We start from the raw sequence: 19,565 nt of genomic DNA on the forward strand, positions 1-19,565 counted from the left end.
TGGTCAACTACGGTCAACTCATCCGTCAAAAGCGGTCATAGCATCACAAGACATGTCCACTGTGTGCAAGCACCGCATAGCTACGTGTTGACGGCGTCGGGGTGGACGCAGACAGCCGGAAGGCCCCCCGCCATGACGGCGGGAGGCCTTCCGAAAAGAGCCGAACGTGTCTAGAACGCGTAGTCCGCGATCACCCACGTGGCGATCTCGCGCCACAGCGCGACGCCGGCCTGGTGGGCGGGGTGGTCCAGGTAGCGCTGGAGCGCATCGGTGTCCTCGACCGCCGAGTTGATGGCGAAGTCGTACGCGATCGGCCGCTCGGAGATGTTCCAGCCGCACTCCCAGAAGCCCAGCTCCGGGATCTCCTTCTCCAGCCCGTCGAACGCCTCGGCGGCGGCGACGGCACGCGGGTCGTCCTTCGTGATGCCCTCGTTGAGCTTGAACAGGACCAGATGGCGGATCACAGCAGGACTCCTCGTCGGTGGTTCTAGTTGACGAGCTCGGTCATGAACTCGCCGACGCCCTGTGCGGCGGACGATATGCCCTCGAACCCTACCTGGACGAGATCGGCCGCCCTGTCCGGGGAATTGATGATCGTGTACAGCACGAAGACCACGAGCGCGTAGAGCGCGACCTTCTTCGCTTGCGCCATCTGCCGCGCCCTCCCCTGTCTGCACCCCTGCGTGGACGCGTGAGTCTAACCGAGCCACTTCAGCCACTTCACCGGACCTTTATGGACCAAGGGCCTGGTGATCGGGGTGCTTTGCCGCCCCTCCCGGAAGGGTGACGGCGGAGCAGCATGGATGTCGAGCCCGGCGGATCCGGCGGGAAGCCGCCGGGGTCGAGGCACCGGCCCGGCCCGGCGGGTCGGCCGGGCCGTCGTTGTCGAAGTCGTGGAGGGCGGAGGTGGGGGTGCCGGCGTGCGCGGGGATCCGGACCGTCGGCCGGGCGCGTGGGTTGTACGGCAACCGGGATGGGCCGGAAACGAGACGAAGGGCCGGTCCCTTTCGGGACCGACCCTTCATCTATCAGCGGTAGCGGAGGGATTTGAACCCTCGGTGACTTGCGCCACACTCGCTTTCGAGGCGAGCTCCTTCGGCCGCTCGGACACGCTACCGAGAGAGAGCTTAGCCCAAAGAGGCCCCCGCGATGAAATCCGTATCTCCGCGCAGGTCGGCGAAGGGGTCAGCGGGTCCGGAAGAAGGCCGTGAGCTGCGCCGAGCACTCCTCGCCGAGGACGCCGTGGATCACCTCGGGACGGTGGTTCAGCCGCCGGTCCCGTACGAGATCCCAGAGCGAACCGGACGCGCCCGCCTTCTCGTCGAGCGCGCCGAACACCAGCCGGTCGACCCTGGACTGCACGAGCGCGCCGGCGCACATCACGCAGGGCTCCAGGGTCACGACGAGCGTGCAGCCGGTCAGCCGCCACTCCCCGGTCCGCGCCGCGGCCCGGCGCAGGGCCAGGACCTCGGCGTGGGCGGTGGGGTCGCCGGTCGCCTCGCGCTCGTTGTGCCCGAGGGCGAGGACCGTGCCGTCCGGGGACAGCACGACCGCGCCGACCGGTACGTCACCGGCCGACGCCGCCTTCTCGGCCTCGGCGAGGGCGAGGCGCATGGACTCCCGCCAGGGGTCCCGGACGGGATCGGGATCGGGATCGGGTACCGCTTCGGTCACTAGCGCACGGTCTCCAGAACCTCCGCGGCGCCCAGCGCGTCCGCGATCTCGGCGAGCGCGTCGCTGTCGAGCTCCTGCAGCTGGCTCTCGGACATGCCGAGGTCCGCGAGGAGCAGCCGGTCGCCGACCGGTGCGGCGGGCACCGCGTCGACGGACGCACCCTCCTCCTCCTCGTCGTCGCGGTCCAGAGGCTCGCCGTCCTCCGTGCCGTCGAGGTTCAGGTCGTCCAGGGTGTCGGCGTCGTCCAGGTCGTCCCCGAGGATCTCCTTGGTGAGGATCTCCCCGTACGAGGAGCGGGCGGCGGCCGCCCCGTCCGACACGTAGATGCGAGGGTCGTCCTCGCCCTCGATCCGCAGGACGCCGAACCAGGCGTCCTCCTGTTCGATGAAGACGATCACCGTGTCGTCGTCGATCGAGGCCTCGCGGGCCAGATCGATCAGATCCGACAGGGTCTCCACGTCGTCGAGCTCTGTGTCGCTCGCTTCCCACCCGTCTTCGGTGCGCGCGAGCAGTGCGGCGAAGTACACCGTGACTCTCCCACTGATCAGAGGTGAACGATCCGGCGGCGCGCTTCCGATGCCCCGCCCAATCGGCATCGTGGCAGAAACAGCGGCTTCAGGAGAGGTCTTCGGCTCTTGCGTCGTGCATCAGTCTGATCCGGACGCCCATCGGGTGGGTGCGCAGACCCGGCGCACGGACCGGCGCACGGGAGGCGCACGGCGCCGGCCCGGCGCCGTGGCCCTCACCAGCGAAAGGTCCGCATCCGCATCTGCTGGCGCATCCGGGCCGCCCGCGCGCGCCGGGGCTGTACACGGTCGCGGAGCGCCTTCGCCTCGTGCAGCTCGCGCAGGAACTGGGCGCGGCGCCTGCGGCGCTCCGCGTCCGTCTCGGGCGGCTTCTCGCCGCCCTGGTTCCTGGCGTCCTCCGGCTGCGCCGGGTCTGCCGGGTCGGGCATGGGCCACACCACCCCACGACTGGGTCCTGTGCCCCCACCTTCCCTCCAGGGCATGGGTTGATGCCAGTGCGGGCTACTGTGTGACCATGCGTCTCCACGTCGTCGATCACCCGCTGGTCGCCCACAAGCTCACCACGTTGCGCGACAAGCGCACCGACTCCCCGACCTTCCGCCGGCTCGCCGACGAGCTGGTCACCCTGCTCGCCTACGAGGCCACCAGGGACGTGCGGACCGAGCAGGTCGACATCGAGACCCCCGTCACGCCGACGACCGGCGTGAAGCTGTCGTACCCGCGGCCGCTGGTGGTCCCGATCCTCCGCGCCGGCCTCGGCATGCTCGACGGCATGGTCCGGCTGCTCCCGACCGCCGAGGTGGGCTTCCTCGGCATGATCCGCAACGAGGAGACGCTGGAGGCGTCGACCTACGCGACGCGGATGCCGGAGGACCTCTCGGGCCGCCAGGTGTACGTCCTGGACCCGATGCTGGCGACCGGCGGCACGCTCGTCGCCGCGATCAGGGAGCTCATCAAGCGCGGTGCGGACGATGTCACCGCGGTCGTGCTGCTCGCCGCCCCCGAGGGCGTCGAGATCATGGAGCGCGAGCTGGCGGGCACGCCGGTGACCGTCGTGACGGCCTCGGTCGACGAGCGCCTGAACGAGCACGGGTACATCGTCCCGGGCCTCGGCGACGCGGGCGACCGCATGTACGGCACGGCCGACTAGCCGAGCGGACGGCGGACCTTCAGCACTTCCCGGCGGGCGGGGCCTTGGGCTTGTTCAGAGCGACCAGGGCCGCGTCCGCCGTCGCTTTGGGGTCCAGGTTCTTGAAGGCCGTCCCGATGATCAGGTCCACGTCCGCGGTCGCGCGGGTGTCCGTCTTCGTCGTGATGCCCTTCAGCTGCGTGCCGAGGACCGGGAACGCGCCCTTGGTCGCCCCGGGAGCACCGAGCAGGACCCCGGCGCCGGCGACCTTCTTGTCGTACGCGGCGGGGGCGTTGCCGATCTTGCCGATGAGGAAGCCGCGCTTCTTGAGCTCGTCGGCGGTCGCCTTCGCGAGCCCGCTGCGCGGGGTCGCGTTGTAGACGTTCACCGTGATCTGAGCGGGCTTGGGCAGCGCGGCGACGGGTGCCGTCGTCGGCTTGGGGGCGGGCTTGCAGTCGGTGCGGTGACCGGCCGTCGTCTTCGTGTCCTCGTCACCGCCGGAGAACACGTCGACAAGCTGCACGGTCCCCCACCCGGCCGCGCCGAGCACGACCACGGCGGCCGCGGCCGCGAGGACGATCCTGCGACGGTGCCGGGGGCGGCGCATACGGGGGTACTTGTCGCCCGTGATGCGGTATTTTCCGCCCATTCCGGGGGGAGTGAGCATGCTCATGGACGCAGCGTAATGCCGTCCGTCGAGGTTGGATACTTGACGATCATGTGATCGCGTCCGGATGGACGGGCAGAGCCCCCGAAAGGGTCAGAGCGGCGCGTCGGCGCTAGTCCATCTCCAGGACGCGGGCGTGCAGTACCTGGCGCTGCTGGAGCGCCGCGCGCACCGCGCGGTGTAGTCCGTCCTCGAGGTAGAGGTCGCCCCGCCACTTCACGACGTGCGCGAAGAGGTCGCCGTAGAACGTGGAGTCCTCGGCGAGCAGCGTCTCCAGGTCCAGCTGGCCCTTCGTGGTGACCAGCTGGTCGAGACGGACCGGGCGCGGGGCGACGTCCGCCCACTGCCGGGTGCTTTCCCGGCCGTGGTCGGGGTACGGCCGGCCTTGTCCGATGCGCTTGAAGATCACACGGAAAGCCTACCGGGCAAGCGGCTCCCGGCGCAGCCACGCGGGGCCGGTGCCTTGCTGGGGCAAACCGCCACGATTCCGGAGCTAGGGGTCCTGTCATGAGCGTGAGTGAGCAGTCCCCGACCGGCGAGATCGCGGCGGGGTACGCCTTCTCGGGACCGGCGCTGGAGCTGGGCGCGCTGCTGTGGGACGGGGAATGTCACCCGGACGCGGGTATCCGCGTCCCGCTGCCGATGCTCAACCGGCACGGCGGACGCGGCCGCCGAAGGAGGACGAGTCGCTCGTCGGGCAGGTGGTGGACAGCGGCGTGTTCACGTCGCCGGCGCGGTTGGGGCGGGAGATCTCCAGGTCGCTCTTCGGCACGGCACGGCGGAGGCGATAGGGACGGGGCGGGGCGGGATGTCTCTCCCGCCCCGCCCTTCGTGCCGTGGTGCTCCGGAGTTGCTCCGTGCTACTCCGTGACCTCGTGGTCGTGGTCCTCGTGGAGGCCGCCGCCGCTGCCCGCGTCGCCCTCCGTCGGGACGGTGACGACCGGGCGCTTCAGGGAGCTGATGTCGTGGGCGTACGTGCCCACGGCGTTGGCGATGACGTCGATGTTGGCGTCGAAGGCCGTCATGTTGATGTTCGACAGGTCGTCACCGGCCGCGTGGTAGTTCACGTCGTACGCGACACCCGCCGTCCCGCCGAACTTGGCCGCCTGCGCGGCCGTCTTGATGCCCTCGGCGCCGGTGAACGTGCCGCCGGAGGGGATGCCGATCTCGATGAACGGGCCGTAGTCCGAGCGGCCAGTGAAGTCGGTGCCCTCGTGCGGCAGACCGCGCCTGTCCATGAAGTCGGTGATGTCCCGCTCCAGTTGGGCGGAGCCCTCGGGACCGGCGCCCGCGCCGACGTTGTCGGAGTCGTCGCCGTCGTAGACGAACAGACCGTAGTTCGGCGAGGCGATCATGTCGAAGTTGAGGTAGAGCTTGACTTCCTTCTTGTCCAGCTCGCTCATGTTCGCGACGTAGTGCTCGGAGCCGAGCAGCCCGTTCTCCTCCGCCGACCACCACGCGAAGCGGACCTTGTTGCGGACCTTGGCCTTCGACTCGGCGAGCTCCAGGGCGGCCTGGAGCAGACCGGCGGAGCCGGAGCCGTTGTCGTTGATGCCGGGGCCCGCGGTCACCGAGTCCAGGTGCGAGCCGAGCATCACGGTGTTGGCCGCGTTGCCGCGCTTCGTCTCCGCGATGACGTTGTTGGTGGAACGCTTCTCCTGGAGCTGGCGGATCTCGAACGAGATGTTCACCGGCCCCTTGGCCAGGTCCGCGGCGAGCTTCTCGCCCTCGGCCTGGGTGACGCCGCCCGTCGGGATCTTGCCGGCGGCCGGGTCGCCGAGGGTGCCGGAGAGGGCGCCGTCGGTGTTGTTGTAGATGATCGCGCCGACGGCACCGGCCGCGGCGGCGTTCTCCTGCTTGGCGGCGAAGGTGCAGCCACCGCGCTTGACCAGCGCGATCTTGCCGGTGAACGTGCCCGACGCGAAGTCGCCCGGCTCACAGCCGGTCGTGCCGTCCGCGTCGACCGGGACGGCGGCGAGGTCGGCCTTGATGCCGCCGACGGGGGTCGACTTCGTGTACGTCATCGCCGAGATCGCGATGTCACGCGGCGCGGGGGAGACGACCGACGCCTTCTCGGCCAGCGTCTGCGTGTAGAGGAAGTCGAACTTCTGGTACGAGACGTTGTAGCCGGCCTTCTTCAGCTGCTGGTAGACGTACGCCGCCGAGGCGTCGTGCCCGAGCGATCCGGCCGCGCGGTGCCCGCCGGCCGAGTCGGCTATCGCCTGGAACTTCTGCAGGTGCTTGTAGGCGTCTTTGCCGGACGTCTCGCGGACCAGCTTCTTCGCCAGCTGCGCTGCGTCCCGGGCGGGCTTGGCCCCCGGGTCCGCGGTGGCGGTGGCGGGGGAGGCGGTGGCCAGCAGGAGCGGGGTCGCGAGTGCGGCTGCGGCCAGGGTGGCCGCGGCTCTGCGAGAGGATGCGTTCACAGAGGTCCTTCCCGATTCGGACGAGGTTGAGGGGAAGTTAGCGATCTCTGATGGCTCCTGTGAACAGCTCCGGCACAATTCATGTCGGATTTAGCAGGATTGACATTCGGAGCGTTCAATTCCCGGCTGATTTCTGTGCTTTCGCCGCCTTTGCGGCGGCCTTCGCCTCCTGCTTGAAGGCACGAACTTTCGCCAGCGACTCCGGACCGGTGATGTCGGCCGCCGAACGGTACGAGCCCTGCTCCCCGTACGCCCCCGCCGCCTCCCGCCAACCGGTGGGCCGGACGCCGTACCGCTTGCCGAGCAGCGCCAGGAAGATCTGCGCCTTCTGCACCCCGAAACCGGGCAGCGCCTTCAGCCGCGCGAGCAGCTCCGCCCCGCTCCCCGCGTCCGCCCAGACGGCCTCGGCGTCACCGCCGTACTCGTCGACGAGGAACTGGCAGAGCTGCTGGATCCGCTTGGCCATCGACCCCGGATAGCGGTGCACGGCGGGCTTCGCGGAGAGCAGCGCGCCGAAGGCCTCGGGGTCGTACGCGGCGATCTGCCCCGCGTCGAGATCGTCCGCGCCGAGCCGCTGCGCGATCGTGTACGGCCCGGAGAACGCCCACTCCATGGGCACCTGCTGGTCGAGCAGCATGCCGACGAGCGCGGCGAGCGGTGAACGGCCGAGCAGCTCGTCGGCCTCGGGCTGCTGGGCGAGGTGGATCTCGGTGGTCATGATTCGATGATCGCGCCCGAGCGCTCTCCCCGCACGGCCTGACAGCCGATCCGGTCACGGGCCCGGGCTCGGGCGCGCACACGGCCGTCACCCGTGTCAGGGGTTCCGGTCGGCCGTGCGCGAGAGCGTCCAGACGTAGTACCAGGAGTTCTCGCGGAGCGTGCGCGGGCTGTTGTCGGCCCCCGCCTGGAACGCCCCCCACAGCCCGCCGGCCGCCCCGCCCACGACGGCCGTGAGCGCCGACTGGAAGGCGGGGCCGTAGACGGCGACCAGGCTGGCCGTGACCGTGCCGACGACCGCGCCGGTCACGGCGACGGCCCGTTTGCGGCGGACCTGGTTCATCTGGGCCTGCATGCCCCGGACTCCGTCCTGCATCCGGAGGCCGATCTTCATCAGCTCCTTCTGCCGCGCTTCCGCGTCGAGCGCGCTGTCGACGTTGGCCAGCTCCATCCGCATCCATCCGCGATGGGCCCGGTAGGCGTCGAACTCCCCGACGGTGATCTCGCTGAACTGCTCCAGCGAGACACCGTCGATGAAGGGCAGTTCCAGTTCCTCGACGACCGGGATCACGAGCTGGCTGAGCACGGCGGGGGTGTGGCTCTGGGCGACGACCCGGCGCCCGGTGGCCGCGAAGTCGAGCAGGCCCGGCACGGCGGATTCCGTCACAGGGTCGGAGTGATGCTCATAGGTGGGGTCGATCGGCTCCCCCGCGTATCCGTAGTGGGTGGTGTGACGGGACATCGAGTACGTGGGGAGGTACCAGGCGCAGCCCGCGCGCAGCAACGGTTCGGTCTGCAGCAGCCAGCGGCCCAGCCGTTCCGGGTCCGGGCAGTGCATGTACAGGTCCACCGTCGTGCTCGTCCCGGTGGGCAGGACGCCCGAGCGGTCCTCCTCCTCGGTCCGGGGAATGAACGAGCCGCTGCTCGAGAGCTGCCGCACGTAGTGGCGGTGGCTCGACCGGTTGTGGGAGAGCAGCAGGGTGTCCGAGACGAGCACGGCCCGCTTGGTCAGGTCGGCGAAGTCGTCGGACGCGACGCCGATGCCGACATGGAAGCGCGAGGCGGCGAAGCGCTTCTGGTCCACGAGCCTGCGCCGCCGCCGGTGGAAGAGATGCTCGCCGTACGCCTGGGCCACCAGCCGGGGGTCCTTGCGGGTCTTCGCGGACAGCCCTCTGAAGAAGCTCCGCATCTGCCCGGCGACGACGGCGTTCTCGACTGCTCCTGCCCTGTTGAACCACCTCATGGCTCGCCACCCTAGGCAGCACTCACGGGGCCGCGGGTGGACTCCGTGACGGTTCGCCCGGGAGAGCGACGGCCGGTCCCGGCCCTCTGCCGGTTCTACCGGGGGCCGAGCCTGGTCTCCGGGTTCTCGCACCACTGGAGGACCGACGGCCACGCGCCGTACCCGGAGTCCGGGGTGAGGTGCTCGCCGCCCGGGATCAGGTCCATGTCGAGGCCGAGCGGGGTGCCGTAGGGGACGTCGGCGCCCTCGGGGCAGTAGGGGTCCCCGGCGGCGTAGACGAGCCGCGCCGGCGCCTTGAGCCGTACGGAGTCGAGGTCGAGCCCTTCGGCGAACGCGGCGATCTCCGGGATCGAGGCCGTCACCGCGGGGGAGGGCGGGGCGACGAGCAGGACCCGGTCGACGTCGGGCGAGGCGGCTCGCAGCCAGAGGAGGACGGAGAGGCTGTGCGCGATCACGACGAACTCGCCCTCGGCGGGACGGTGGAGCTGCGCGTGCAGCGCCGCCGTCCAGTCCTCCAGCACGGGTGCGTCCGGCTCGGGCAGCTGCGGGTAGCGCACCTCGTGCCCGCGTTCGGCGAGCTGTCCGGCGAGCCAGTGGTGCCAGTGGCCGGGCGGGCGGTGGTTCTGGAAGCCGTGCAGGATGAGGAAGGTCGCCATGGGCGTGATGGTGCGCCGCGGCCGGGGGCCGGGTCCAGATCGTTCCAGGGTGTGGACGGTGAGCCCGGACGCGGCGGGTGGCCCCCCTGCGCCATGGTGGGGCTCAGGCCCGCGGGTGCGGGAGGCGTGTCGGTGGCCCCCCGCCCCACGGCGGGGCTCAGGCGCCCACGTACTCCCGCAGATGGCGCGCCGTCAGCGTGTCGCCCTTCTCGACCAGGTCCGACGGCGTGCCCTCGAAGACGATCAGGCCGCCGTCGTGGCCCGCGCCCGGACCGAGGTCGATCAGCCAGTCGGCGTGGGCCATGACCGCCTGGTGGTGCTCGATGACCACGACCGTGTTGCCCGCCTCGACCAGCCGGTCCAGGAGGGCGAGGAGCTGGTCGACGTCGGCCAGGTGGAGGCCGGTCGTCGGCTCGTCGAGGACGTAGACCGCGCCCTTCTCGGCCATGTGGATCGCCAGCTTCAGGCGCTGGCGCTCGCCGCCCGAGAGGGTGTTCAGGGGCTGGCCGAGACGGAGGTAGCCGAGGCCGACGTCCTTCAGGCGGCCGAGGATCGTCCGGGCCTGGCCCTTCGCCGTGAAGAAGTCGTACGCCTCCTCGACGGACATCGACAGGACCTCGTGGATGTTCCTGCCGTCGAGCGTGTAGGCGAGCACCTCGCTGGTGAAGCGCTTCCCCTCGCACTCCTCGCAGACCGAGGCGACGCCCGCCATCATCGCGAGGTCGGTGTAGACGAGCCCGAGGCCGTTGCACTTCGGGCAGGCGCCCTCCGAGTTGGCGCTGAAGAGCGCCGCCTTGACCCCGTTGGCCTTGGCGAAGGCGGTACGGATCGGGTTGAGCAGTCCCGTGTACGTCGCCGGGTTCGAGCGGCGCGAGCCACGGATGGGGGACTGGTCGGCGACGACGACCCCTTCCCGGCCCGGCAGGTTCCCGTGGATCAGGGACGACTTGCCGGAGCCGGCGACGCCCGTGACGACGGTCAGGACGCCGGTCGGGATCTCGACGCTGACGTTCCGGAGGTTGTGCTGCGTCGCGCCCGTGATGGAGAGCGCGCCGGTGCGGGGCCGTACCTCGGGGCGGAGCTTCGCCCGGTGCGTGAGGTGCTCGCCGGTCAGCGTCCCGGAGGCGCGCAGGCCCGGCACGTCGCCGGAGTAGCAGATCTCGCCGCCGTTCGTCCCGGCGCGCGGGCCGAGGTCGACGACGTGGTCGGCGATCTCGATGACCTCCGGCTTGTGCTCCACGACCAGGACGGTGTTGCCCTTGTCGCGCAGCCGCAGCAGCAGGTCGTTCATACGGCGGATGTCGTGCGGGTGCAGTCCGGTGGTGGGCTCGTCGAAGACGTACGTGACGTCGGTGAGGGAGGAGCCGAGGTGGCGCACCATCTTCACGCGCTGCGCCTCGCCGCCCGAGAGGGTGCCGGAGGCCCGGTCCAGGCTGAGGTAGCCGAGCCCGATCTCGACCAGGGAGTCGAGCAGTTCGCGCAGACCGGCGAGGAGCGGGGCGACGTTGGGGTGTCCCCCGCTCGAAGAGCCTGGGGAAGGGTCCTCGAGCCGGCGCACGAACCGGGCGAGGTCGCTGATCTGCATCGCCGAGCACTCGGCGATGTTCACACCGTCGATACGGGAGGAGAGCGCGGCCCGCGTGAGGCGGGTGCCCTCGCACTCGGGGCAGGTGCGGAAGACGACGGCCCGGTCCACGAAGGCGCGGATGTGGGCCTGCATGGCGTCCCGGTCCTTGGAGAGGACGGTCCGCTGGAGCTTCACCACCAGACCCTCGTAGGTGAAGTTGGTGCTGCCGACCTTCACCTTGCAGGACGGCCTGTGGAGGAAGTCCTCCCACTCCTGCTCGGCGAAGTCCGCCAGCTTCTTGTCGGGGTCGTAGAAGCCGGACTGGGCCATGATCTGCCACATCCAGGAGTCGACGGCGTACCCCGGCACGGTGATGGCGCCCTCGTTGAGGGACCTGGTCCGGTCGACCAGCTCGTCGACGTCGATGTCGGTGACCTGGCCGACGCCCTCGCAGCGCGGGCACATGCCCTCGGGCAGGTTGAAGCTGAAGGCGCCGGAGGTGCCGACGTGCGGGGTGCCGAGACGGCTGAAGACGATGCGCAGCATCGTGTACGCGTCGGTCGCCGTGCCCACCGTGGAGCGGGAGTTGGCGCCCATCCGCTCCTGGTCGACGACGATCGCGGCGCTGAGGTTGTGCAGTCCGTCCACGTCCGGGCGGCCGAGGGCCGGCATGAAGGACTGGAGGAAGGCGCTGTAGGTCTCGTTGATCAGGCGCTGCGACTCGGCGGCGATCGTGCCGAAGACGAGCGAGGACTTTCCGGAGCCGGAGACGCCGGTGAAGACGGTGAGGCGGCGCTTCGGGAGGTCGACGTCGACGTTCCTGAGGTTGTTCTCGCGGGCCCCGCGGACCTGGATGACGTGGTGGTTGTCCGCTGCGGCGGGGGTGGTCATGGCTGCGCCCTCCGATGGTGGTCCCAGTACCGTAGCCACGTTACTCTATACAGCGTACAAAGTAATGGGAATTAGGTCTGACCTGCGAGAATGGGTGTCATGGCGAAGGAGCGGAGCAGCGGCGCGGGTGATCCCGCGCGGACTCTCGAACTGCTGTGGCGGGACGGTTCCCCACCGCTCGCCGGGGGCCGGCGCGGACCCCGGCAGGGGCTGACCGTCGACGGGGTCGTCGAGGCGGCGATCGCCCTGGCCGACGAGGGCGGGCTCGACGCGCTCACCATGCGCGCGGTCGCGCAGCGCCTCGGTGTGACCCCGATGACCCTCTACACGTACGTCCCCGGCAAGGCCGAGCTGCTCGACCTGATGCTGGACCTGGTCTTCCAGCGGATGCCCCGGGCCACCTTCGTACCGGAGGAGTCCTGGCGGGAGCGGGTGACGGCGGTCGCCGACGAGAACCGAGCGCTGTATCTGCGCCACCCCTGGCTGGCGGAACTGCGGGTCCACCGGCCGCCGCTCGGGCCCGGGGTGATGACGAAGTACGAGCACGAACTCGGCGCCTTCGAGGGGCTGGGGCTCGACGACGTGGCCATGGACTCGGCGCTGACGCATCTCCTCGGGTTCGTGCAGTCCGCCGCCCGTGCGGAGCTGGACGCGCGGGCCGTCGACCGGGAGAGCGCGATGTCCGACCACGAGTGGTGGGACGCCCACGCGCCGCTGCTGGCCCGGATGTTCGACGCGGAGCGGTTCCCGCTGGCGTCACGGGTGGGGGAGGCGGCGGCCGTCGCGTACCAGGGCATGTACAGCCCCGGCCACGCCTACGCCTTCGGTCTGGCGCGCGTCCTGGACGGACTCGCGGCGCTCATCCCCCCAGGTTCAGCAGCTCGTCGACCCCGGCCTTGAGCTCCTCGGCGGAGAGCGCGCGCTCGACGGTGAGGTGATGCATCAGGCTCGGCGAGAACGGGGCGAGCAGCAGATGCGCGAGGAGCGCGGGGCGGGCCTCGGACCGGAGGCGGGAGAGCAGCATCGCGACGTGGGTGTGCATGGCGAGGTACGCCCCGCTGGTGTAGCGCGCACTGGGAGCGGCGGCCTGGGCGGCGAGCAGCAGCTCGCGCTGCTCGATGACCCGGTCGACGAGGGCGTCGAGGAAGGCGCGCAGGCGCTCGTCGTCCGGAGCGCCGGGACCGAGCGGCGGCGGGCCGCTCAGGTACGCCTCCTGGAACTGGCGCTCCCGGTCGTCGAGGAGTGCCCACAGGAGCTGGGCGACATCGCCGAAGCGCCGGTAGACGGTGCCGACTCCTATCCCGCTGGCGTGGGCGACCTGGTTCATGGTGACGGCCTCGGGCCCCACCTCGGCGACGATCCGGGCGGCGGCGTCGAGGATCTTGCGCCGGTTCCGCGCGGCGTCGGCCCGCTCGGCCACGACCGGCGCTCCGGCGGCGGGAAGCAGGGTGACGGCGGGGGGTGTACCGCCGAGGACCCGGGGGGTGGCGGAGGCCTGGGGCGCGGCGGAGGGCTGGGGTGCGGGTGCCGTGGCGCCGGGCGCGGGGCCCGCAGGTGGGTTACGAGTCGGCTCGGGCTTCTGGCCCGCCGGTAGTCCGCGGCCCGCTCCGGTGGTGTCCTTCGTGCTCGCCATGTCCGTCTCCGCCTCCGCCTGCCTGCTCGCTCCGATCCCCGTCGGTCGGCCCCTGCCATCGAGCATAACGGAGCGCTATCCGGTTGTTCGGCGATCCCCCTTGCAAAGTGGATGGCTATCCACTTACGCTCACGATGTCGAAGCGGAAGAGAATCCGGTTGAAGGGGTACGCCATGTCCGTCAAGGTCGCCGTCATCTATTACTCGTCCACCGGCAGCGTGCACCAGCTCGCCCAGGCCGTCGCCGAAGGCGCCGAGAAGGCCGGCGCGGAGGTCCGGCTGCGTCGGGTGGCCGAGCTCGCCCCCGATGCCGCCATCGACGGCAACCCGGCGTGGCGTGCCCACGTGGAGGCCACCGCTGATGTCGAGACCGCCACGCTCGACGACCTGGAGTGGGCGGACGCGTACGCGCTCGGCTCGCCGACCCGGTACGGCAACATCGCCGCCCAGCTGAAGCAGTTCATCGACACGACCGGCGGCCTCTGGTCACGCGGGGCCTTCGCGGACAAGCCCGCGACGGCCTTCACAAGCGCCCACAACGTTCACGGAGGCAACGAGTCCACGCTGCTGGCGCTCTACAACACGTTCCACCACTGGGGATCGGTCATCGTCTCCCCCGGCTACACGGACGCCTCCGTCTACGCCGCGGGCGGCAACCCCTACGGCACCTCGCACCCCGCCGCGAACGGCGCACCGGACGAGAACACCCTTCAGGCCGCCCGCTACCAGGGCGCCCGCCTCGCGAAGATCGCCAAGCGGCTGAAGGGTCTGGCGACCGACTGACCCGCGGCGGCGACGCCCCGCTTCCGCGTCCTCCCAAGGCCGGGCCTCCGTACGACGGAGGCCCGGCCCGCGCCACGTGGGTGATGGAACGGCAGGTCCGCCTCGCCGCCGGATCCCTGATCCTGACCGGCCTGGCCCCGCGGACTGCTCGTGTACCAGGCCTGGCGGCTTTCGGCGGCCGTCGCGGCGGCACCCTGCCCTGACGGCGGCGAGCGCGCGTGGCGCGGTGGAACTCAGCTCACAGGGCGGCCGGCTGCTCCACGCCGGACCGTTGGCGGGGTGCGCGGCGCTCGAACTGGCCGAGGTGCGTGACGACCGTCCCGTAGAAGCGGTCGACGGCGTCGTCGACACTGCGGATGAAGCCCGACTCCGTGCTGCCGCGGCTGCCGCCCATGCCCTTGAAGAGCGTGAGCCGGAACCCTGAGATCGGGGCTCCGTCCTTCGGCAGCAGGTCTCCGGGTTCGGGCCGCAAGCGCTCCAGTGTGCCGCGAGGCCCGTTCCCGCCGTCCACGAGCGTCTGGACGTGGAGGTCGGCGGGAGCCTCGGCCAGAACGCGGACGAGCCGCTTGGCGATCGTGAGCGGGTAGCCGCTCTCCGGTGCCGGAAGGTCCACCGACGCGCGCAGCTTCCCCGTCCGCAGATCCGCGGTGATCGCGACGATGCCATGCGTCCCGTCCACTCGTACCTCCGCGGACAGGCGGCCCTCCTCGCACAGCCGGTCCGCGAGTTCCACACGTCGCGACGTCGGGTCCGTGCCGCGCTTGGCCCGCTGGACCGGCAGGGCCTTCTGCCCGAGCTCACCCCCGAGGCGCAGGCAGACCTGACGGATCAGCCGCTCCCAGCTCTCGACGACCTCGACTGCCTGTCGGTCGCCCCGGCAGAGCGTCTCGGCGTCGATTCCGTTGCGCACGGGGACCCACGAGGGCCCCATGTTCTGGAAGCCGTGGCAGCCCGAGTTCTCGTGCTGGAGGTAGTGCAGCAGTTCCTCCAGCAGCCAGGCGTGCGCGGCATTGCCGACGCCCTCGTGCCGGATCAGCATCTGGGCCTGATGGGCCACTTCGGCCCAGGAGAGGTGCCAGAGCGCGACCTTGTGCTTGCGTCGTCCGTCGATCTTGACGTCGACGAGCGGGCTGCCTTCCAGAGCCACGTCGTTGGAGAGCGTGATGACCGCTTCGTAGCCCCGTCGGGTCGCGATGTCCATGTAGTTCTGGACCTGTTCCGCCTTCAGCGGATTTCCGTTGGTCTTCGTCTCGACGAGAGCGGTCCAGAGCTTGCCGGCCCGCTCCACCCTGATCACCCCGTCGGGCCGCTTGGGGCTGTCGCCGTGAGGGAGGGAGACCTCGGAGAACGTCTGCATCCGCCCGGCCGGGGCGCCGAACCCGGCCGTGAGTCGACGCCCGAATTCCGGGACCTCCGCCATCACCGAGAGGAGCACCGAGGTCGCCCGCACCTCCCGTTCCCTGTCGCTCTTGTACGACGGGACGGGGAAGAGGCGCGCCGGCTTCCAGGAGTCGCTCTCCGCGAGGGACTTCCTGGCCGCCCTGGGGAGGGTGACCTTCTTCTTGGCCGTACGCGGGCCACGGCGTCCGCGGACAGGCGCAGGCGTCGTCGTGGCGGCCTCCGGTGCCGGGCCGGTGCGGTCGGTCCTCGGTGCGGGCTGCGCCGGAACAGCGTCGAGCGGGCGTTCGGCCGCAGGTTCCACGGCCATCGACGGTTCGGTGCCCTGTGCGCCGGGGTCCGTACCATCCGCCTCTTCGTCGTCGACGACATCGATGCCGAAGTCGGTGGCGAGACCGGCCAGTCCGGTCTCGTAACCCTGTCCTACGGCGCGGAACTTCCATTCCTCGTTGCGCCGGTACAGCTCGCCGAAGATGAACGCGGTCTCGACCGTGGCGTCCGTGATGGAGAAGCCGAGGAGGGGTTCGCCCGACCGGTCGGAGACAGTCATCCGGAGGTCGTCGAGGGCCCCGAAGGTCGTCGCGCCGTACTGACTCGCCGCGACGACGATACTCGTCACATCCGGGGGTACGGCGGTGAGGTCCAGGCCGATGCGGTCCTCGCTGCCGTTCTCCGTCGGTGTCTTGCCCAGGAGCTGTACGCTGCCGTCGGCGGCGGCGGGGTGGTTGTAGAAGTAGAAGTCGGCATCGCTGCGAACCTTGCCACCGCTGTCGAGAAGCAGGACGGACACGTCCGCGTCGCCGTCCCCCGCCGCGCTGCTCCAACTCAGGCCCACGAACACGGAGCTGGCGTCCTCGCTCAGCGAGGCCAGCCCGACATTGGCTCCCTTGGACATCTCGCGCATATGTCCCCCCACGGACACGCGGCCGTCGTCGGAGAGTGCGAACGGTCGCGAAGGATCTGGTTCCGGATGTACGCCCCATGGGGAACCGTAGCCTTCGAGGCCGGAGTATGAGGACGAGACGTGAAATTCAGTGCATATTCACGAAACGAACGGCCGAGTCCACACTCATCGGCCGAGGCGGGCGGCCTTGGTGCGGAGGTAGTGGCGTTCCGGGAGGCTGAGGGTGAGGGCGGCGGCCTGCTCGTAGGCGGCGCGGGCGGCTTCGGTCGCGCCCGTGCGGTCGAGGAGGTGCGCGCGGACCGCCCAGAGTCGGTGATGGTCCTTCAGGCGGGGTTCCAGGGCGGAGAGTTCGGTGAGGCCCGCCTCCGGGCCGTGGGCCATCGCGACGGCGACCACGCGGCCGAGTTCGGCCATCGGATCGGGCCAGTCGGCGACCAGGACGTCGTACAGGGCGAGGATCTGCGGCCAGTCCGTGTCCTCGGGGACGCGGGCCTCGTCGTGGAGCGCGGAGATCGCCGCCTGGAGCTGGTACGGCCCCGGCGGGCCCTCGGTCAGGGCCTCCTCCACCAGGGCGGTGCCCTCGGCGATCGCGGCCCTGTCCCAGAGCGACCGGTCCTGCTCGTCGAGCGGGACCAGCTCGCCGTGCGCTCCCGTGCGGGCGGCGCTGCGGGCCTCCGTGAGGAGCATCAGGGCAAGGAGGCCGGTCACCGTGGCCTCGCGGGGGAGCAGCCTGCGGACGGCCCGGGTCAGCCGGATCGCCTCCTGGGCCAGGTCGGCCCGGCGGAGGGCGGCGCCGGAGGTGGCGGTGTAACCCTCGTTGAAGATCAGGTACAGCACCTGCAGGACCGTGGCCAGGCGCGCGTCCCGGTCGTCGGGGCCGGGCGGACGGAAGGCGTGGTCGCGCAGCTTCGCCTTCGCCCGGCTGATCCGCTGCGCGATCGTCGCCTCCGGTACGAGATGGGCCCGGGCGATCTCCGCCGTCGTGAGACCGCCGACCGCGCGCAGCGTCAGCGCGATCCGGGCGGCCGGCGCGAGCGCGGGGTCGCAGCAGAGGAAGAGCAGCGTCAGGGTGTCGTCGTCGGAAGGCGCGGCCCGGCTCTCGCGGGGTTCCAGACGCGCCGCTGTCTCCTCCCGCCGGGCCCGCGCCTCGTCCGCACGCAGCTGGTCCGTCAGCCGCCGCGAGGCCACCCGGATGAGCCAGCCGCGCGGATTCGCGGGGGTCCCGGACTCCGGCCACTGCCGGGCCGCGGCCAGCAGAGCCTCCTGCACGGCGTCCTCGGCGGCGTCGAAGTTCCCGTACCGGCGTACGAGCGCGCCGAGGACCTGCGGCGCGTGCCGGCGCAGCAGGTCCTCGACCGTCTCCTTCTCGTCCACGCTCAGCCGGCGAGCATCTCGGACTCGGACCGCTCGTCGATCTGGCGGATCACCACCGGGTACTCCGGCGCACCGGCGGGCTGCGGGCACCGCGCGACACGCGCCGCGATCTCCGTGACCCGCTCCAGGCTCGCGCAGTCGAGGACCCAGTAGCCGGCGAGCAGCTCCTTCGTCTCGCTGTACGGCCCGTCGGTGATCACCGGCTGCCCGGCCTTGTCGACGGAGACGAACCGGGTCCTGGCCGGCTCGACGAGCCCCTGCGCGTCGACCAGCTCGCCCGACTCCGCGAGGTCGTTGTTGATCGACTCCATGTGCTCGAACATCGCCTTCATGTCCTGCTCGCTCCACGCGGGGCCCTGCCCGGTGCGCTTGCCGCTCATCGTGTCGTAGTCGGCCTGGGACCCCTGCACCATGACGAGGTACTTCATGACGTTCTCCTTCGGAGGTGGTGGCTTCACCCGTTCCCGGATGCCTTTCACAGGGGACGTCGGAGCCGTGTGCCGATTCTCGACACCTCGCCGGGAGCCGGAGGGGGTTTCTTCGGGATTCCACCCGGGGGAACCACGGGACGCCGGGTGGGACGCACCGGGGGGTACGCGGGACGCCGGTGTGCACGGGCTGAGGCGTGCCCGCGAGCCCCCGTTCCGGCGGCGTCCGGAACCGGGGCGTCACCAGGACGCCCCCGGGACGTTCCCCAGCCGGCCGGTGGCGCAGGGGCGAGGCGGGCACGGCGTCCGTATGCGTCGATACGGCGGCGCATGTGCGGCTCCGGCACGGTCGCCCTACGGCGCGACGGGCTCGCGTCGACCCGTCGCGTAAGCCCCTCGCGTCGGCCCGTCGAGTCGGCCCGTCGGGTCAGCTCATCGTGTCGGCCCGTCGCGTAAGCCCCTTGCGTCGGCCCGTCGCGTCGGCCCGTCCTGTCAGCCCGCCGCGCGGTCCGCCGTCGGCCTGCGCCGCAGCGACACGTCCGTCAGGGACTCCGGCTGCCAGGCGCCGTCCGCCCGGTAGAGGTCCGTCCCCGGCGGGACGATCTCGTCGATCCGGTCGAGGACCTCGTCGTCGAGGACGAGCGACGCGCCCTTCAGCAGCCCCTCCAGCTGTTCCCCCGTCCGGGGCCCGATGATCACGGACGTCACCGCCGGGTGCGCCGTCACGAACGCGAGGGCCAGCTCGGGCAGCGAGCAGCCGATCTCCGCGGCCAGCGCGACCAGTTGCTCGACGGCGTCGAACTTGGCTGCGTTGCCGGGGAGTTCCGGGTCGAAGCGGTGCGGGGTGAGCGCGGGACGCCCGCCGGTCAGGTCGACCGGCCGGCCCTTGCGGTACTTCCCGGAGAGGAACCCGGAGGCCAGCGGGCTCCAGGTCAGCACACCCATCCCGTACCGCCGCGCCACCGGCAGCACCGAGGCCTCCACGCCGCGCGCGAGCAGCGAGTACGGCGGCTGCTCGGTACGGAAGCGGCGCAGGCCGCGGCGCTCGGCGACGGCGTGCGCCTCGACGATCTCCTCGGCGGGGAAGGTGGAGCAGCCGAACGCCCGGATCTTGCCCTGGGCCTGGAGGTCGCCGAGGACGGAGAGCGTCTCCTCGATGTCCGTACGGTGGTCGGGCCGGTGGACCTGGTAGAGGTCGATCCAGTCGGTGCCGAGCCGCGTCAGGCTGTCCTCGACCGCGCGGGTGAGCCAGCGCCGGGAGAGCCCGCCGCGGGCCGGTCCCTCGCCCATCGGGAAGTACCCCTTGGTCGCGAGGACGGTCTCGGCGCGGCGGCGCGGGTCGCGCAGCGCCTTGCCGACGATCTCCTCGGACTCGCCGGTCGAGTACATGTCGGCGGTGTCCACGAAGTTGATGCCCTGGTCGAGCGCGGCGTGGATGACCCGTACGGAGTCCGCGTGGTCGGGATTGCCGACGGCACCGAACATCATCGTGCCGAGGCAGTACGCGCTGACTTCCATGCCGGTTCCGCCGAGTACGCGATAACGCATGCTT

21 protein-coding genes and 1 tRNA gene are annotated in these 19,565 nt (G+C 71.0%); 3 read left to right on the forward strand and 19 right to left on the reverse strand.

The genetic code is table 11. The features are described 5' to 3' along the window. Positions 1–170 precede the first annotated feature (170 nt). From ACFUJR_RS11865 to ACFUJR_RS11890, 6 genes are all read right to left on the reverse strand, one after another. Entirely contained in the window at positions 171–464 is a 294-nt protein-coding gene (locus tag ACFUJR_RS11865; protein ID WP_383170464.1) for a Dabb family protein, read from the reverse strand. 23 nt (positions 465–487) lie between these two features. Continuing rightward, positions 488–652, reverse strand: coding sequence for a hypothetical protein (locus ACFUJR_RS11870; protein WP_175439350.1), 165 nt, complete (start codon positions 650–652; stop codon positions 488–490). A 380-nt stretch (positions 653–1,032) separates the two neighbouring features. Then, a tRNA-Ser gene (locus ACFUJR_RS11875) sits at positions 1,033–1,117 on the reverse strand. 68 nt (positions 1,118–1,185) lie between these two features. Continuing rightward, positions 1,186–1,614 (reverse strand): tRNA adenosine(34) deaminase TadA, encoded by a 429-nt coding sequence (tadA, locus tag ACFUJR_RS11880; protein WP_383170489.1) that lies wholly within the window; start codon positions 1,612–1,614, stop codon positions 1,186–1,188. Between the two features lie 59 nt (positions 1,615–1,673). Then, positions 1,674–2,201: a hypothetical protein gene (locus ACFUJR_RS11885; protein ID WP_383170462.1), complete on the reverse strand. Its 528-nt coding sequence runs from the start codon at positions 2,199–2,201 to the stop codon at positions 1,674–1,676. A gap of 215 nt (positions 2,202–2,416) precedes the next feature. Further along, positions 2,417–2,629: a hypothetical protein gene (locus ACFUJR_RS11890; RefSeq protein ID WP_383170461.1), complete on the reverse strand. Its 213-nt coding sequence runs from the start codon at positions 2,627–2,629 to the stop codon at positions 2,417–2,419. A gap of 86 nt (positions 2,630–2,715) precedes the next feature. Between ACFUJR_RS11890 and upp the strand changes: the two genes are divergently transcribed. Further along, positions 2,716–3,351: a uracil phosphoribosyltransferase gene (upp, locus tag ACFUJR_RS11895; RefSeq protein WP_361435637.1), complete on the forward strand. Its 636-nt coding sequence runs from the start codon at positions 2,716–2,718 to the stop codon at positions 3,349–3,351. A gap of 19 nt (positions 3,352–3,370) precedes the next feature. Here upp and ACFUJR_RS11900 read toward each other — a convergent pair whose 3' ends face one another. The 8 genes from ACFUJR_RS11900 to ACFUJR_RS11935 all read right to left on the reverse strand — a co-directional run bounded on the left by ACFUJR_RS11900 (position 3,371) and on the right by ACFUJR_RS11935 (position 11,494). Beyond that, entirely contained in the window at positions 3,371–4,003 is a 633-nt protein-coding gene (locus tag ACFUJR_RS11900; RefSeq protein ID WP_383170458.1) for a LytR C-terminal domain-containing protein, read from the reverse strand. A 106-nt stretch (positions 4,004–4,109) separates the two neighbouring features. Then, entirely contained in the window at positions 4,110–4,406 is a 297-nt protein-coding gene (locus ACFUJR_RS11905) for a type II toxin-antitoxin system VapB family antitoxin (RefSeq protein ID WP_260230859.1), read from the reverse strand. Positions 4,407–4,643: 237 nt separating this feature from the next. Further along, positions 4,644–4,769 carry a hypothetical protein gene (locus ACFUJR_RS11910; RefSeq protein ID WP_383170491.1) on the reverse strand — a complete coding sequence of 42 codons (126 nt, stop codon included), beginning with the start codon at positions 4,767–4,769 and terminating at the stop codon, positions 4,644–4,646. 88 nt (positions 4,770–4,857) lie between these two features. Further along, on the reverse strand, positions 4,858–6,420 hold the full coding sequence (locus ACFUJR_RS11915) for a M28 family metallopeptidase (protein WP_383170457.1): 1,563 nt from the start codon (positions 6,418–6,420) through the stop codon (positions 4,858–4,860). A 115-nt stretch (positions 6,421–6,535) separates the two neighbouring features. Further along, a complete protein-coding gene (locus ACFUJR_RS11920; RefSeq protein WP_383170455.1) occupies positions 6,536–7,138 on the reverse strand; it encodes an HhH-GPD-type base excision DNA repair protein in 603 nt (200 codons plus the stop codon). 96 nt (positions 7,139–7,234) lie between these two features. Continuing rightward, a complete protein-coding gene (locus ACFUJR_RS11925) occupies positions 7,235–8,380 on the reverse strand; it encodes a hypothetical protein (RefSeq protein WP_383170453.1) in 1,146 nt (381 codons plus the stop codon). Between the two features lie 95 nt (positions 8,381–8,475). After that, a complete protein-coding gene (locus ACFUJR_RS11930) occupies positions 8,476–9,036 on the reverse strand; it encodes an RBBP9/YdeN family alpha/beta hydrolase (RefSeq protein ID WP_383170451.1) in 561 nt (186 codons plus the stop codon). A gap of 157 nt (positions 9,037–9,193) precedes the next feature. Continuing rightward, positions 9,194–11,494, reverse strand: a complete 2,301-nt coding sequence (locus ACFUJR_RS11935) for an ATP-binding cassette domain-containing protein (protein WP_383170449.1) — start codon at positions 11,492–11,494, stop codon at positions 9,194–9,196. A 99-nt stretch (positions 11,495–11,593) separates the two neighbouring features. On the opposite strand from ACFUJR_RS11935, the gene ACFUJR_RS11940 reads away from it, so the two are divergent. Continuing rightward, positions 11,594–12,394: a TetR/AcrR family transcriptional regulator gene (locus tag ACFUJR_RS11940; protein ID WP_383170447.1), complete on the forward strand. Its 801-nt coding sequence runs from the start codon at positions 11,594–11,596 to the stop codon at positions 12,392–12,394. Here ACFUJR_RS11940 and ACFUJR_RS11945 read toward each other — a convergent pair. After that, on the reverse strand, positions 12,354–13,127 hold the full coding sequence (locus ACFUJR_RS11945; protein WP_383170445.1) for a TetR/AcrR family transcriptional regulator: 774 nt from the start codon (positions 13,125–13,127) through the stop codon (positions 12,354–12,356). The two genes, ACFUJR_RS11940 and ACFUJR_RS11945, sit on opposite strands and share 41 nt — an antisense overlap. Before the next feature lie 173 nt (positions 13,128–13,300). On the opposite strand from ACFUJR_RS11945, the gene wrbA reads away from it, so the two are divergent. Beyond that, positions 13,301–13,909 (forward strand): NAD(P)H:quinone oxidoreductase, encoded by a 609-nt coding sequence (gene wrbA, locus ACFUJR_RS11950; RefSeq protein ID WP_383170443.1) that lies wholly within the window; start codon positions 13,301–13,303, stop codon positions 13,907–13,909. A gap of 238 nt (positions 13,910–14,147) precedes the next feature. On the opposite strand, the gene ACFUJR_RS11955 is transcribed toward wrbA, so the two are convergent. The 4 genes from ACFUJR_RS11955 to ACFUJR_RS11970 all read right to left on the reverse strand — a co-directional run bounded on the left by ACFUJR_RS11955 (position 14,148) and on the right by ACFUJR_RS11970 (position 19,561). Further along, positions 14,148–16,211, reverse strand: a complete 2,064-nt coding sequence (locus ACFUJR_RS11955; RefSeq protein ID WP_383170441.1) for a TerD family protein — start codon at positions 16,209–16,211, stop codon at positions 14,148–14,150. A 165-nt stretch (positions 16,212–16,376) separates the two neighbouring features. Next, positions 16,377–17,585 (reverse strand): RNA polymerase sigma factor, encoded by a 1,209-nt coding sequence (locus ACFUJR_RS11960; protein WP_383170439.1) that lies wholly within the window; start codon positions 17,583–17,585, stop codon positions 16,377–16,379. A 2-nt stretch (positions 17,586–17,587) separates the two neighbouring features. After that, on the reverse strand, positions 17,588–18,013 hold the full coding sequence (locus tag ACFUJR_RS11965) for a YciI family protein (RefSeq protein ID WP_383170437.1): 426 nt from the start codon (positions 18,011–18,013) through the stop codon (positions 17,588–17,590). A 492-nt stretch (positions 18,014–18,505) separates the two neighbouring features. Beyond that, a complete protein-coding gene (locus tag ACFUJR_RS11970; RefSeq protein WP_383170435.1) occupies positions 18,506–19,561 on the reverse strand; it encodes an aldo/keto reductase in 1,056 nt (351 codons plus the stop codon). Positions 19,562–19,565: the final 4 nt, after the last annotated feature.

The organism is Streptomyces sp. NPDC057271 (assembly GCF_042668715.1).
Lineage (GTDB): Bacteria > Actinomycetota > Actinomycetes > Streptomycetales > Streptomycetaceae > Streptomyces.

Excerpts from the sequence above, each read along its gene's own strand:
- ACFUJR_RS11870 (WP_175439350.1), bottom strand. The coding sequence starts at position 652 with ATGGCGCAAGCGAAGAAGGTCGCGCTCTACGCGCTCGTGGTCTTCGTG.
- tadA (WP_383170489.1), bottom strand. The coding sequence starts at position 1,614 with ATGCGCCTCGCCCTCGCCGAGGCCGAGAAGGCGGCGTCGGCCGGTGAC.
- ACFUJR_RS11890 (WP_383170461.1), bottom strand. The coding sequence starts at position 2,629 with ATGCCCGACCCGGCAGACCCGGCGCAGCCGGAGGACGCCAGGAACCAG.
- upp (WP_361435637.1), top strand. The coding sequence starts at position 2,716 with ATGCGTCTCCACGTCGTCGATCACCCGCTGGTCGCCCACAAGCTCACC.
- ACFUJR_RS11900 (WP_383170458.1), bottom strand. The coding sequence starts at position 4,003 with ATGAGCATGCTCACTCCCCCCGGAATGGGCGGAAAATACCGCATCACG.
- ACFUJR_RS11920 (WP_383170455.1), bottom strand. The coding sequence starts at position 7,138 with ATGACCACCGAGATCCACCTCGCCCAGCAGCCCGAGGCCGACGAGCTG.
- ACFUJR_RS11925 (WP_383170453.1), bottom strand. The coding sequence starts at position 8,380 with ATGAGGTGGTTCAACAGGGCAGGAGCAGTCGAGAACGCCGTCGTCGCC.
- ACFUJR_RS11930 (WP_383170451.1), bottom strand. The coding sequence starts at position 9,036 with ATGGCGACCTTCCTCATCCTGCACGGCTTCCAGAACCACCGCCCGCCC.
- ACFUJR_RS11935 (WP_383170449.1), bottom strand. The coding sequence starts at position 11,494 with ATGACCACCCCCGCCGCAGCGGACAACCACCACGTCATCCAGGTCCGC.
- ACFUJR_RS11940 (WP_383170447.1), top strand. The coding sequence starts at position 11,594 with ATGGCGAAGGAGCGGAGCAGCGGCGCGGGTGATCCCGCGCGGACTCTC.
- ACFUJR_RS11945 (WP_383170445.1), bottom strand. The coding sequence starts at position 13,127 with ATGGCGAGCACGAAGGACACCACCGGAGCGGGCCGCGGACTACCGGCG.
- wrbA (WP_383170443.1), top strand. The coding sequence starts at position 13,301 with ATGTCCGTCAAGGTCGCCGTCATCTATTACTCGTCCACCGGCAGCGTG.
- ACFUJR_RS11955 (WP_383170441.1), bottom strand. The coding sequence starts at position 16,211 with ATGCGCGAGATGTCCAAGGGAGCCAATGTCGGGCTGGCCTCGCTGAGC.
- ACFUJR_RS11965 (WP_383170437.1), bottom strand. The coding sequence starts at position 18,013 with ATGAAGTACCTCGTCATGGTGCAGGGGTCCCAGGCCGACTACGACACG.
- ACFUJR_RS11970 (WP_383170435.1), bottom strand. The coding sequence starts at position 19,561 with ATGCGTTATCGCGTACTCGGCGGAACCGGCATGGAAGTCAGCGCGTAC.